Annotated in this window: 14 protein-coding genes; 4 read left to right on the top strand and 10 right to left on the bottom strand. The window is 41.7% G+C overall.

Going from position 1 to position 13,700, the window contains the following annotated elements; all coding sequences use genetic code 11:
• Positions 1-132 precede the first annotated feature (132 nt).
• Positions 133-1,503 carry an alanine/glycine:cation symporter family protein gene (locus IMZ31_RS02430; protein WP_207529066.1) on the top strand — a complete coding sequence of 457 codons (1,371 nt, stop codon included), beginning with the start codon at positions 133-135 and terminating at the stop codon, positions 1,501-1,503.
• Between the two features lie 232 nt (positions 1,504-1,735).
• Here IMZ31_RS02430 and IMZ31_RS02425 read toward each other — a convergent pair whose 3' ends face one another.
• From IMZ31_RS02425 to IMZ31_RS02395, 8 genes are all read right to left on the bottom strand, one after another.
• Positions 1,736-2,659, bottom strand: coding sequence for a LiaF transmembrane domain-containing protein (locus IMZ31_RS02425; protein ID WP_207529065.1), 924 nt, complete (start codon positions 2,657-2,659; stop codon positions 1,736-1,738).
• Complete coding sequence (locus tag IMZ31_RS02420; RefSeq protein WP_207529064.1) at positions 2,656-3,741, bottom strand: hypothetical protein; 1,086 nt, start codon at positions 3,739-3,741, stop codon at positions 2,656-2,658. The genes IMZ31_RS02425 and IMZ31_RS02420 overlap by 4 nt, the downstream gene beginning before the upstream one ends.
• Positions 3,734-4,183: a zf-HC2 domain-containing protein gene (locus tag IMZ31_RS02415; protein ID WP_207529063.1), complete on the bottom strand. Its 450-nt coding sequence runs from the start codon at positions 4,181-4,183 to the stop codon at positions 3,734-3,736. Before IMZ31_RS02415 ends, IMZ31_RS02420 begins: the two co-directional genes overlap by 8 nt.
• Positions 4,183-4,494 (bottom strand): sigma-70 family RNA polymerase sigma factor, encoded by a 312-nt coding sequence (locus IMZ31_RS24415; protein ID WP_242705696.1) that lies wholly within the window; start codon positions 4,492-4,494, stop codon positions 4,183-4,185. Before IMZ31_RS24415 ends, IMZ31_RS02415 begins: the two co-directional genes overlap by 1 nt.
• Before the next feature lie 11 nt (positions 4,495-4,505).
• Positions 4,506-4,661 carry a sigma factor gene (locus tag IMZ31_RS24410; RefSeq protein WP_256438014.1) on the bottom strand — a complete coding sequence of 52 codons (156 nt, stop codon included), beginning with the start codon at positions 4,659-4,661 and terminating at the stop codon, positions 4,506-4,508.
• 220 nt (positions 4,662-4,881) lie between these two features.
• Positions 4,882-5,547 (bottom strand): SOS response-associated peptidase, encoded by a 666-nt coding sequence (locus IMZ31_RS02405; RefSeq protein ID WP_207529062.1) that lies wholly within the window; start codon positions 5,545-5,547, stop codon positions 4,882-4,884.
• Positions 5,548-5,627: 80 nt separating this feature from the next.
• Positions 5,628-6,074: a DUF4385 domain-containing protein gene (locus tag IMZ31_RS02400; RefSeq protein ID WP_207529061.1), complete on the bottom strand. Its 447-nt coding sequence runs from the start codon at positions 6,072-6,074 to the stop codon at positions 5,628-5,630.
• Positions 6,075-6,142: 68 nt separating this feature from the next.
• The gene (locus tag IMZ31_RS02395) at positions 6,143-7,897 is read right to left on the bottom strand and encodes a CAP domain-containing protein (RefSeq protein ID WP_207529060.1); all 1,755 of its coding nucleotides are present in this window, start codon (positions 7,895-7,897) and stop codon (positions 6,143-6,145) included.
• Between the two features lie 165 nt (positions 7,898-8,062).
• Here IMZ31_RS02395 and IMZ31_RS02390 point away from each other — a divergent pair, with 165 nt between their 5' ends.
• Together IMZ31_RS02390 and IMZ31_RS02385 are read left to right on the top strand one after the other, a co-directional pair.
• The gene (locus IMZ31_RS02390) at positions 8,063-8,893 is read left to right on the top strand and encodes an HAD family hydrolase (RefSeq protein ID WP_207529059.1); all 831 of its coding nucleotides are present in this window, start codon (positions 8,063-8,065) and stop codon (positions 8,891-8,893) included.
• 593 nt (positions 8,894-9,486) lie between these two features.
• Positions 9,487-10,251 (top strand): LysM peptidoglycan-binding and 3D domain-containing protein, encoded by a 765-nt coding sequence (locus IMZ31_RS02385; RefSeq protein ID WP_207529058.1) that lies wholly within the window; start codon positions 9,487-9,489, stop codon positions 10,249-10,251.
• A 483-nt stretch (positions 10,252-10,734) separates the two neighbouring features.
• On the opposite strand, the gene IMZ31_RS02380 is transcribed toward IMZ31_RS02385, so the two are convergent.
• Positions 10,735-11,109 carry a DnaJ family domain-containing protein gene (locus IMZ31_RS02380; protein ID WP_371825475.1) on the bottom strand — a complete coding sequence of 125 codons (375 nt, stop codon included), beginning with the start codon at positions 11,107-11,109 and terminating at the stop codon, positions 10,735-10,737.
• Positions 11,110-11,232: 123 nt separating this feature from the next.
• Here IMZ31_RS02380 and glsA point away from each other — a divergent pair, with 123 nt between their 5' ends.
• On the top strand, positions 11,233-12,180 hold the full coding sequence (gene glsA, locus IMZ31_RS02375) for a glutaminase A (RefSeq protein ID WP_207529057.1): 948 nt from the start codon (positions 11,233-11,235) through the stop codon (positions 12,178-12,180).
• A gap of 68 nt (positions 12,181-12,248) precedes the next feature.
• On the opposite strand, the gene IMZ31_RS02370 is transcribed toward glsA, so the two are convergent.
• Entirely contained in the window at positions 12,249-13,691 is a 1,443-nt protein-coding gene (locus tag IMZ31_RS02370; protein WP_207529056.1) for a glycoside hydrolase family 32 protein, read from the bottom strand.
• Positions 13,692-13,700: the final 9 nt, after the last annotated feature.

Below are 13,700 nucleotides of genomic sequence, written 5' to 3'. Positions count from 1 at the left end.
TATAAAATCCTCTACTCAATTACACATCATAGCTCTTTTTGAAAACTTATAAAAATTTTAGCACAAGATCCCTTGACAATCGTTCAGATTTTTCAGAATATTTATACTATATGAAAAAGGGAGGTCAGTATTATGCAAGAGCAGATCTTAGAAGTACTAAGCAGCATCAGCGATTTCGTATGGGGAACACCACTCCTTGTTCTGCTAGTCGGAACTGGAATATACTTAACGATTCGATTAGGGTTTCTACAATTACGCATGTTACCTTACGCTCTCCAACTTGCGTTTAGCCCGAAACGACAAGACAAAAAATCAAAGGGAGATATCTCTCACTACCAGTCGTTGACAACCGCCTTAGCGGCGACTATTGGAACAGGTAATATCGCCGGTGTAGCTGGAGCGGTTCTTCTAGGAGGACCTGGTGCGATCTTTTGGATGTGGGTCACAGCACTCTTTGGTATGGCAACCAAGTATGCAGAAGCCATACTTGCGGTTAAATACCGTGTGACTGACAAAAATGGCAAAATGGCCGGTGGCCCTATGTATTACTTGGAAAAAGGACTAAAAGCCAAGCCACTTGGAATATTATTTGCCCTTTTTGGTTCCATTGCCGCTTTTGGAATTGGAAACATGGCACAGTCCAATACGTTAGCTGATGCCGTAGACACAACGTTTAATGTACCCACTTGGCTTACAGGAATTATTTTGACAGTCTTAACGATTTTAGTAGTTTTAGGTGGGATTAAAAGTATCGGGAAAGTAACATCTTTCTTTGTTCCGATTATGGCGATATTTTATATTATTGCTGGTCTTATTATTATCCTTCTCAACTTAGATCTTGTCGGCCCTGCCTTTTCTACAATCTTCACTAGCGCCTTCACAGGGGAAGCTGCTGTGGGTGGAGCAGTAGGTAGCGCAATCCGATACGGTGTAGCTCGAGGAGTATTCTCAAACGAAGCCGGTCTTGGTTCTGCACCCATTGCAGCCGCTGCCGCCAAAACAGACTACCCTGGCCGTCAGGCACTCGTATCCATGACCCAGGTGTTCCTAGACACCATCTTAGTTTGTACCATCACAGGACTTACAATTGTTATGGCGGATATGTATTCAGGAAACATCGATGGTGCTGATTTAACAAGTGCATCCTTTGAGCATTTCCTTGGTAGTACCGGTTCAATGATCGTCGCAATTGGCTTAGTCTTCTTCACGTTCTCAACCATTGTGGGTTGGTCTTACTACGGAGAGAAATGTTTTGGATACTTAACGAAAGAACGAATGCTCCCAGCCTACCGAATCGTCTTCATCGCATTTGTATTCGTGGGGGCTGTTGTCAAAATCGATATCGTTTGGACATTTGCTGATATCATGAACGGTCTTATGGCTGCACCAAACTTAATTGGACTCCTTGGACTATCGGGCGTTGTTGTTTCTGAGACGAAACGATTTATGCGAGTGGCAAAAGAAGAACGAAAAGCAAAATCTGACCCAAGTTATGAAGCCTAACGAAAAAGAGCATCCTCATTCGAGGATGCTCTTTTTATGATTGGCCCTGTTACTATTTAGTGTTGCTCAGGCTCCACATAAGCCCCTTATATGGAAGACTTGATACTGAAATAGAAATGTTCTTGTATAGATAGAGAGAGGTTTCCCAGCTCCCCGCAGGAAAGCGAGTTGTCCCCAAGCCTGCCCTAGCACTTCAAAACGCAACGGACCCCCTCTGATGAAGCAGATCCTCTTAAGACCTCGGCCCGACGTCTTTGATTGTAAATTGATCAACCAAATTCAGTTGTATGGTCGCTTCTCCATCTCCGAACACTTTCTCTTTATAAAACAATTCATTCTTCTCGTCACCGCTACGAATCGTTTCTTCTTTATCCCACTCAACGTCCCAACCTAGTTGTTCAGAATAACTTTCAGCTTTAACAGAAACGTTCGCTTCTTCCGGGAGATTCAGGATCATATTACGGGCTTCATCAATCATCCAGTCTCCGGTTATATTCCCTGCGTTTAGTTTCAGATTCCCTGTAGTACCACGGATTTCAACATCAACATCTTCAGGCAAGGAAATCGTACGGTTAAACGTTGTTCGGCTATAGTGCATTCCTTCCTTAGACGGTCCTTGCAACAATTGAATGTACAGTTTATCTCCTACTTTGTTGATTGAAGCTACATCAGTCTTTTTTAAATCTTTTTGTTTTAGAAACTCCGAGGTGAATGTTCCAAATATGTGAACCTTACGAGCATTATTCGTCTCAACGACCAAATCATCATACGCTTGCTCAAGCACGATCGTATTGATATCTTCTGAGATTGACTCTTCTAGAGATGGCAAGGGACCTTGAACTCGTTCTGTATTCATAGCCCCTTTCACTTCATTAATCAATCCTAGTGAGGTCATTACATATAGACCAAGAGCTACCATTCCAAGTACCCCGATAAAGAAGATTGAAAGGAAGTCATATTGCACGATCGGCTTCTCCTTCTTAGATAGAGCAATGTAGACGAGCACCTCGATTCCAAGCACAATTAAAATAAACGGCCACCACGACATGGTTAAAGTAATAGGATCCCAATCTGTAAACTGCCCCACCATTAGTAAGACTCCCAGGAAAATAAGAGCAAGTCCCATTGATACCGTCCCTACGCGCCACTTCCTCATTTGCTGACCTCCCCGTTCTTCACTTTTGAGCCTAATAATAGCTTAATTCCCCCACCGATAAAGAGCAGGCAAACAATAACCATTTGGAAATAACGTTCGTAGTAATAATAGAGATTAATTTGAAACGTCTCGCGAATTTCATCTGCTAAAACAGGCATTAACACATCATCTAACATATAGAACACACCTAGCAAAATGAGCGCAATTCCAATCCAGCGCTGATGATTAATAAAGTACTTAATAACTGGGACATCATCAATGATCTCCTCTTCATACCGACTAGCAAGCTGAAGCGCGTCGAAGAAGCTGAAGAACCAGATAATCGGAATTAAGAATAAGAAGATCGATAAATGTAAGACATCAAGAATATAGATCGACAATAAGAATGCAGCCATTAGTTGTAAACCTCTGCGCTGTAATCCTAAATACATATGCCCGGCTCCCGGAAAAATTCCAAGCAACGTTGCAATCACTCGGCTTTTCTTGCCACTATCACGGTGACGATCAAAGTCTTCTAAAATGGTACGATCTTCGAGTGCTTCACCTTTATCCTTTTGGTTTAATAGCTGAATCACATCAAATAGTCCATATATCCAAATAATTGGCAGTGCCAGAAGAAAAATCAGAAAACCTCCTGTACTCGTAATAGCAGCCACAAAAAAGATCATGATTCCCACACCAAGAAACCCTGTTAAGAAGGTAAGTCCACGTTGGTTTAACCCTAGATGAAAATGACCAACACCCGGAATAAATGATAAGAGGATTGTTACCCCCCGTTCTTGACTTTTAGAAGCGGACAAAATGGTGTCGTCCGTATGTTTAATTCCAATTTGTTGATTCTCTTTCTCCATTTTTCGTAACTGCCTTATCATATCTCCCATGTTGATAAGCCACACCAATAATGGAAAAACCACTAGTATAATGGCATCTCCACCCGTACCCATCACCGCCACCGCAGTAATAAAAAGTGGGGCAAAAAAGAACACTCCGAAAATCAATCCCCTTATTATAAGACCGAGATAAAGTTGCCCTAGTCCTGGCACAAAGGATAAGAAAAAGGCCAATATTACTGACTTATTCATCTACATCACTCCTCATATCTTCATTTACTTTCTGAAACAAGCGATCCGTTTCATTTACAATATCCTCTGAAATTGAAGGTCTGTCTTTAAAGGAGTCTTCATCAAAAACATGGAGAACTTGTTCAAACACACCAGATACCATCAAAATCATCGTTAAGCCCGCTGCAAGTCCGTAATGAACGAGCGTACGCTTTTGCTTTTGGACTGAACCTCGTTTAGCCTCTTCCATTGGCATCACTTGCTTTTTAACGATTTGATCAAACGTTTGATCAGTAAAATCCTGTGCAAGGGAGGGTTCCAAGGTCCAGCTTTCTACTTTCGTCATGTAGGCTTCAAAACAAAAATCACATTCATCTAAATGATCCTCAATTTCCCTACGTTCATAATCACTCAACGAATCTTCCATAAATGCTTCTAACCGAGTCGTCTCTATATGCTTCATCAGAACTCATCCTCCTTCCAATTTCGTTTCATCCACTTCCTTGCACGGTACAATCGCATCTCAACCGTCTTCTCCTCAAGCGCTTGCTCTCTAGCAATCTCGCTGTATGATTTACCTTCTATGTAATACGCCTGAACAACCCCTTGATAATTTACTGGTAACAATCCTATTGAATGAGAAACAGCTACAACCTTTTCATGTTCAAGCCATTCTTCTTCTGCACTTTGCATCCGCTCATACTCGAACGTTTCATAAGCCAAATCCTCTTTTTGCCTGGCTTTCTTCCGCTTATAATCAATAGCTTTATTCATTGCAATACGACTTAACCACGTCTTAAATCCTTGTGACTGATAAGAGGGGAGGGGAGCGCATCCATCATTTTGATAAATGTTTCCTGAGCCAGATCCTCAGCCTCTTTCTCATCACGGACAACGCTATAGGTTACTTTAAACACGTGTCCTTTATAACGCTCAATCAAAAGCCTGAGCGCCTGCTGATGACCTGCTTTAACCTTTTCAATTAACCGCTCATCCTGAATTCTGCTCCCCTCCCTTCATTCTTAATCCATCTTATAGACGAAGCATACAACAAATCCCCTACACATTTCAGAAAAATTTTTCAAAACATAAAAAAAGCTCAGGTTATTATCCTGAACTTAGTCATTTATCATTTCGAAAACCATATCCCTATCTCTCATTCTAAGCTAGCGGCTCCACACATTCCGGACCTTCATTCTTAGCGTTGTTCACATACGTGCTGACCGGATATGCTTCTAACGTCTCTATATTTAATTGGCTTAAATATTCATGCATCTCATTAGGATCTTGCTTCGTTTGCTCCATCCACCATGACTCATCTTCTCTAGGAAGAATAATTGGCATTCGATTATGAATGGGCGCCATGAAGTCGTTGGCTTCTTTCGTTAAGATCGTACATGTTACAAGTTCAGCGTCACCTTGTTTCCACCGATCCCACAATCCAGCAAATGCAAAGAAAGATCGATCTTGAGGAGAGATTCGATAGGGCTGTTTCTGTCCATCTTCTTTTTTCCACTCATAGAAACTATCCGCTAAGATCAGACACCTTTTTCTCTCTAGCAGACGTTTGAAGCTTGGCTTTTCATGAGCTGTTTCAGACCTTGCGTTAATCATTTTATACCCAATAGAAGGATCCTTCGCCCACACAGGAACGAGACCCCATTTCAATTGACCAATCCGGTTCTTCTCACCGTCATTTATAACCGTCACTACTTGTTGACCAGGTGCAATGTTATAACGGGGTTCAATCAAGTCTTCATCTGGTTTAATCCCGTACTCTTTTAAAATCTCGTGTTCTTCTATTGAAAATGTAAAACGACCACACATGTCATTCCGCCCCTTTCTACTTACTGGTAGTGTAAGCATTTTACAGCAGAATTTCAAATTGAACTGCACCTACAGAGAATTCACCCATAATTCTTCTGATGCTCTTTCTTATAAGCTAAGTATTCATCATCATTACGCACCTCTTTCCACTTCTCCTCAAAGATGCGGGCCGATTCAGCTTTTTCTTCGTCGATCTCTCGTTCGTTTATGTTACCGTCTTGGTCGTACTTCTTTCCGCCTTTGTAATTCGCATAACGTCTTGCTCGTGTGTATCCCATTTGGATATATTTACGAGCCATATCCATTCCCACAAAATCTTCTTGCTGTCTATATTGCTGAAACAGTTCATAAATCTTATCTGCTGACTCTTTTGCGATATCAGGAGTTTTAAATCTCCAGTGGGGCAGGATTTCGCTTTTATATGGCTCTACCATTAGCACACCTTGCTCTCCCTTTCCCACTCTGTAAAGATCCGGTCGCTCTCTAAAATTGATGTTGTCAAAGTCCATTTCATAATCAAAGCTCATAGAAAAACCCCCTTCCTTTGCTAAACTTCCCAATACAAAGGAGGGGGAAACACTTCAATCTTCTTAGACTAGTAAGGCGTGTAACCACTTTCTATATTCTCTTCTTGAGTAGGTAGAACAGTAGATGAATCTCCTGCCTCACTTCCATTTAAAAAGGATGTGATTAGGTTTCCTATACGATCAATAATGAAGGAGCCCTCCTCATCATGATCCGATTGCTGCCCCCTATCATTAAAGACCTTATACGAGCCGTAAAAGCTTTGGCGAGCTTCCCATATCGGGAATTTTTGATAGAGCGCCTCTAGTGAATTCGTTTGATAAAAGTCCACAACTTTTAGGTTGCTTCCGTATTGATAGTGAGGAAGATTCCCCGTTTCAATCTTGAGGATATAGGTTTCTTGCTCATTAAAGTGAGGGCTATCAACCTTCAGCTCATATGTTCCTGATTCAAGGGATCGGACAGTACGCTGCGTATCCCCTTTCTTCTCTATATAAATCTTATCTTTCTTACTCAAAATAGCCTTAGCTTCAGGATCTTCTCCATTTGCCCATTCTAAGGTTAGAAAGTGAACCCCATTCTGTGCTTCGAAATAAATATCATCAAACCGAACACTCGCCCCAGTTTTAAATGACCACGTTCGTGACACATCGAACAGATTCCCTTCCCCTGTCTTCGCTTGAGCATTCACTCTCGCCTTGTAACCTGCACCCGGCATAAGCTTCTCTTTTGGAATCAGGAAAACGTGATGAGTACCTTCGTTCTCCATTTGTGGCGTGACCGTGTAGGATGGCACTGTTTCACCATTCTCATTAACTAATGATGCCTCTGAAACTTGGAGTTCATGAGAGGAAGGACCATAATACACATAAGAAACAGGATAACCTGTCCATACCTGATCTTGGTTGAAAAAACGGAGAGGATTAGGCGTTTCATAAGCAAACCAGGAAACGGGCACACCTCTTTGTTTTGGATAAGGATACTGAATAATACGGTGCTCCCCTTCACTTCCATCTCCACCTAAGTTCATGACTACATCGCCTTGATTATTGTACCCTGTTCCTACTTCGTTATAAAACGGATTCATTAAGCTCAAACGATGGTAGGGAGCGTCAAAAAGATGATCAACAGCGGATGATCCTCCGGGCTCTTCATAGGAAATCCCTTCTCCTACAAACCATTTGGTATAGCCAAAATAAGACGTCCTTTCAGCAGGTTGTTTTCCAGTAAATAAATTAGCACTGCTGTTTGTTTCATGGTGTCCTTTGGAATAGACATTCATATAATTGGCATGAGCTTGAGCTGCTTCTTTTAAATGATCATTGCTTTTTAATAGAGGAATATCCAACCGTTCACGATATTCGTTAGCACGAGCTAGCGCATCGTTTCCGACAGAGGTCAAGATTTCGGTATCCATTGAAGCAAAAGGATCCATATTGCGACTGTCTATTTCAAATGACCAAGAACGTTCAAGTTGCTTTTCACCATACACTTCAAGTTGAACCGTGACTGTATTTGCACCTGTTAAACCCCGGGACTCATAGGTGAGCATCCCTGTATTTTCACTATACGTCGAGGAAACTACCTTTCCATTTACAAACATGTCCACCTCATAGGGCAAATCATAATTCGATAGTTTTATGAAATATGTAATTTCGGGCGAACCTGTAGATACTAAGCCATTCGGAGACCCTTCTTCATGGTAACGAATGGTATAAGAATCTAATTCCATCTCAGGCTGATTATTCTCAGTACCATGAACGTCATCAGGCAGAAGGACAAACAACACAATACCTACTAGAATCCAAACCGAATGCTTGATCATCTTAATAACACCTTTCTCAGATCTTTTCCTTTTATTTTACTAGAAAGAAACCTACACTCCTAGTGGTTCAGAAAGTTTTTCCATATCGTCCCCACCTCTTTACTTGAAATTAAAGAAGGGATTTCAGATAATGAAACAAATTGCCGGAAAGGAAGCTGATCGCGCATGTCACTACATGATTCATACTTAGACACATGTCACCTCTTCATCTTTGACCTCGACGGAACCCTATATGAAGACACGTTGCACTTTGACCATTTTGCTTATAAATTAAAGGATAAATTACCAAAAGAAGAACACGAGTCTTTCTTAAGAGACTTTACACAAGTAAAAGAAGGTCTCCATCCACTGTCCATCGGAAAGGTCTATGACACGAAAGAAGATCTATTCTGGACGTGGGATCCATTTACCGAAAAAATTAGCAACCCTGAGTCATGGAACGGTGAACAAGTAGAGCGCTCCTCAGACGAACCATTTCCCGCATCTACATTCGATTTTGAACGATGGATTGCAATCGGAGATGGTTGGTGGCCCCCATATGTACTCGCGCGCCATTATGGGTTACCGATGAGCGAATGTCACAAAGCCTATGATGAAACAAAAGTCGATATGTCTTCTCAACAAGGGTGGCTAACAGAGACACCTGGATTACGTTCTTTCTTGGAGAAAATGAAGAAAGAGAAAACCATCGTCCTTATGACAAATAGCGAAGCTACAGATGTAGATCGTCTACTCAAGGAACTGAACCTACAGGATCTATTCCATGACCGGATCACATCAGCTACAAAGCCTGTTCAAACGAATGAGCACTTCCATGAGCTATTAAAACGATACAAAGTCAAGCCAGAAGAAGCCGTATCAATTGGCGACAACTTCATGAACGAAATCGCCCCCGCCCTCCAATATGGCATGCACGCAATCTGGCTAACACCCGATGAACCAAACATCGAACACGAGAAACTCCATCCTGTTCGTTCGTTAACAGACATTCTTTAAACTAAGGCTCTGTTAATGTTTATTGTTGTATTCATTTAATCCATATAAATCCCTTATATATAAGACTTGAATTCAAGATGATTCCGTCTTGCTACGAATAGAGAAACGCTCCCGTAAACTTTTATGGAGCGTAAGGTGGGGTTTTAATGCAACCATGATGAGGGGCCGTTCATCCAATAAACGTTAGGGCAGGCTTGGGGACTGCGAGACTCCCGCGGGGTAAAGAGCTTAGGGGAGACCCCGGAAAGCGCGTAGCGATTGAGGAGGCTCCCCAGCTCCCCGCAGGAAAGCGAATTGTCCCCAAGCCTGCCCTAGCACTTATAAGCGTAACGGCCCCATAAACAATACAGTGTCTCAGCTTCAAATGCAGAAAAATAGAGAAAAAGATCCTCTAAAAGGGTCCTTTTCTCTATTTTTCCCACATTGTAAAATGCATGTAACATTCTTGTTAGAATTGCAATCACATTGTTGTCATTCTGTTGTTGGGCTTTTCCCATGAGCTTGTTATAGTTGTCCATAGAGTTAATTCGTTACTCAATAAATTGTGAATTTCAACAGCTCAAGGCTATTGTAATTCCTAGGAGGTTAACAAAATGAAAAAACTATTTCTATCCCTAGCTGCTGTAGCAACGATTTCTACAACAACAGCGATCACAGCAAGCGCAGAAGAAGTAGACGTCAAGAGCGGCGACACATTATGGGGTATCTCTCAGGATTACGATGTGTCCGTTGAACAAATAAAACAACAAAATAATCTAACATCTAACTTAATCTTCCCGAACCAAAAACTAACAGTAAACCGCAGCGGAGACAGTAAAACAACTGCTGATAGTAATGTGTATACTATTAAACCTGGTGATACACTATTCGCCATTGGTCAACAATATAACGTAAGTGTGAATGAGCTAAAACAATGGAATAGCTTAAGCTCAAATACGATTTATTCAGGAGATACCCTGAACGTAAACGGATCAAACGTAGCAACTAAAGAAAAAGCAACTGTAGCAAGCACACAACCTGCTCAACCTAAAACACAAGAAAAACAAGTCCAAACTGAGCAACAAGAGCAAAAGACCATTACTATGGAGTCTACAGCTTATACAGCACACTGCGACGGCTGCTCTGGTATCACAAGAACAGGGATCAACCTTCTTGAAAACCCAGATCGTAAAGTCATTGCAGTAGACCCTAACGTAATCCCACTAGGCACTGAAGTATATGTTGAAGGGTACGGAAAAGCAGTAGCTGGTGACATCGGTGGCGACATCCAAGGAAACAGAATTGACGTCTTCATCCCATCCCAATCAGAAGCACTAAACTGGGGACGCAAATCAGTAGACGTAACAATCTTAGACTAATTCCTTCCCTTAAAAAATGATACAAGCCCAAAGCTGAATGCAGCTTTGGGCTTTTTTATGCTCTACTCATCCCAATCCGGAAAGCGCTTAGCGATTGAGGAGGCTTCCAAGCTCACCGCAGGAAAGCGAGTAGTCACCAAGACTGCCCCTTGCTCTCATTAAACGTAACGGCCCCAATCACAATAAAGTGTCTCAGCTTCGACTCTTAAGGTTACTGAATCTCTCTGACTACAACAAAAACACCACTGCGTACTCTTCAAAAGAGAACACAGTGGTGTTGTTAATCTTGCGCAGTCTGAAGACCATTCAAGAGATAATCAATCGTACGATTAATTTCAGCCTCGTCGTACCATTTATATTCTTTAATAAATGTAGCATTTATATGCCCACATCCCCCCTACTCTCTAAAGAGAAGGTCAGCGCATAAAAAAGAACACTTATCCTTAAGGGTTCTTAGATAGTAAAAGCTGAAAACTTATGAGATTATAAACCAAACCTTCTCCGAATCTTACCGCTATATCTCTTATAAGCACCAGATTCCTTCATCTTCCGTTTTTCCATAAGCGTTTGGAAGTGAATCTGCTTTTCGTTTAACTCTTTTTGATAGGCTAGTCGTTCTTCTTCATCATTACAAAGTTCTACTAGTTCTTCGATACGAATCATTTCCTTTTTCACTTCCATCTCTTCAGGGAGCATATTCGCATTCTTCAAAATCGTATAACTCGCCCTCAGGTCCTCAGGAACAGCTTGAATCTCTGACAAGTCGAGCGGTTTCCCTTTACCAGGAAGGTCCTTGAACGCCCCTTCACGCTCGGCTTGTTTAATCTTTTCCTCAGCCATCATTGATACAAAATCCAATTAAATGAACCTCCCTTAAAAAGGTTTTCGTTATATTACATAAATTGTAACACATGTTTTGTAGGTTTCGACCTTGTAAAGTTAGGCTACATAATTAGGACGAAGACGATTGGGGGCAGCATTATGGTTACATTAAGTAATGAATATTTAAAAGAAATTATCACCGAATATACACCATATACCACTCAGGGCGAAGTCGTTCAAAGTCTCCCTTGTGTGAGTGAACTCAACCAAAATGATATCGGAATTGCTGTAATTGATTTAGATCAAAACGTATACACAGCAGGCACTAAAGATCTTTCCTTCTCATTACAAAGTGCTTCTAAGGTTGTCAGTCTTATGATTGCCCTCGAGGACCTCGGAGAAGAAAAAGTGTTTCAAACCGTCGGGATGGAGCCAATGGGCGATTTCTTCAATACTATTAGTCATCTAGAAGCTGATGATGTACATAGACCATTTAATCCAATGGTAAACGCAGGAGCTATTGCCATCTGTTCTTTAATTAAAGGATCATCAGTGGAAGAGCGATTTGAGCGAATCTTGACAATGTTAAAGAAGGTCCTTGGTCATGATGACATACACATGAATGAAGATGTGTATCAAGCCGAGAGACGAAAAGGAGACCGCAATCGCGCACTTGCTTACTATATGAGCAGTACAGGTTCTGTAGCCCTTGACCCTGAGGAAGCGCTCGACTTGTATTTCAGAATTAATTCCATAGAGTTTCAGGTTCGGGACTTAGCCTTACTCGGATTGTTTTTTGCAAACGGGGGCAAAACGATTGAAGGTGGAGAGCAACTTCTACATCCCGATCATTTAACAACAATTGAAGCCATTATGATGACATCCGGCATGTATAATGAATCAGGTCGCTTTGCTGTAAATGTTGGATTTCCATGTAAAAGTGGAATTAGCGGCGGGATCTTCGGAGCTGTTCCAGGCCGATATGGAATAGGCGTCATCGGACCTGCCATCAACCCTAAAGGTAACAGTGTAGCCGGCAGTAAAATCCTTGAACGTCTCTCAAAGGACCTAGGTTTAAACATCTTTCACCCTGAAGCAAAAGAGTAAAAGGTTATAGACGAAAGACGCCTTTGGGGCATAACCCAAAGGCGTCTTTTTTATATGATTCTATTTTTTTATAACTTCCAATGAGAAACATTTAACGTCAGTTCGCCTGAAGCAGCAAAATAAACGGAACGATTCTCTTGCTCAGGATAGTAACGAGCTGTGAAGACTTCTTCCCCGCCATTGACAAACATCTCTACAGAAGATGTATCTACGAACAAACGAAGATCTTCTAACTCACCAATCTTGCACGTTCTTGATTCCATTCTACGATCTTCAAATCGTTTACGCTCAAGAGTTAATTCACCACTTGGCTTGTGGTACACAACGCGCGCATTGTTTCGTAGCGTTAGTTCGAACACATCCGAATTGCTGTGTTCAACCCCGATCTGAAGTTCAAAGGCATCCCCTTCAATTCCTTCAATGGTCGTTTCTACCCCATTTAATTCCACCCGTTCGTAAGAGGTTTCTTCTTTTCGAAGCTTCTCTAACTCCGCTACAGGCTTTTGAATCAGCTTGTCTCCATCAAACGTTAACTCTCTCGGAAGAGTCAACGTATGGATCCATCTATGTTTAATCGTTGGATGATGTTCTTCGTCCTGATCAGGTACACCCATCCAGCCAACTAAAATGCGACGCCCTTGATCATCTTCAGTAGTTTGAGGAGCGTAGAATTCAAATCCTTGATCCAGTTCTTTAAACGACCCATGATCAAGCTTCCCTGTTTCGTAATTCATATCGCCCACAAAGTAACCAGATTGATAGACATTTTGATAATGGTTGCCTTCTACTTCTAACCCTTGAGGAGATACAACTAAGATGTGCTTATCCTGAAGTTCGAACAAATCTGGACATTCCCACATAAAACCGAAATCATCTAATTGATCCGTATGTGCACCAGTTACAACGCCCATGTGCTCCCAATCACTAAGGTCAGATGAACGGAACAGCGCTACACGTCCCTCTAGATCGTGATTCTGTGTGCCAACAACCATATACCAGTACTCTTCATGCTTCCACACTTTTGGATCGCGGAAGTGGGCTGTATAGTCTTCAGGTAATTCTAATACGACACCTTGCTTCTCAAAATGAATTCCGTCTTCTGATGTTGCTAACACTTGATAGCTTTCACGGTTGCCTTCTTCATCTTTCACATTACCCGTATAGAACAAATTCATCAATCCATTCGCTTCAACAGCACTTCCGGAATAACAACCATTCTTCTCAAACCACTCAGAAGGTGTTAGAGCGATTGGTTCTGCCTGCCAGTTCACTAGATCCTCAGATGTGTAATGGCCCCAGAATTTTGCCCCATGTCCTGTTTTAAATGGCATCCATTGATAAAACATGTGATACGTGCCATTATATTGAATAAAACCATTTGGATCGTTTAACAACCCAACAGGGGGCTGAATATGAAAGCGAAGGCGATGAGGATCGGCTTCTACTTGATCACGAAATTTCTCGATTTCTGCATAAGCTTCTTGACGAAGCTGATTATCTCTATGAGACACAAAAGTCCC

The sequence above is a fragment of the Pontibacillus sp. ALD_SL1 genome (genome assembly GCF_017355605.1).
This window is presented reverse-complemented; position numbering and strand designations above follow the sequence as displayed.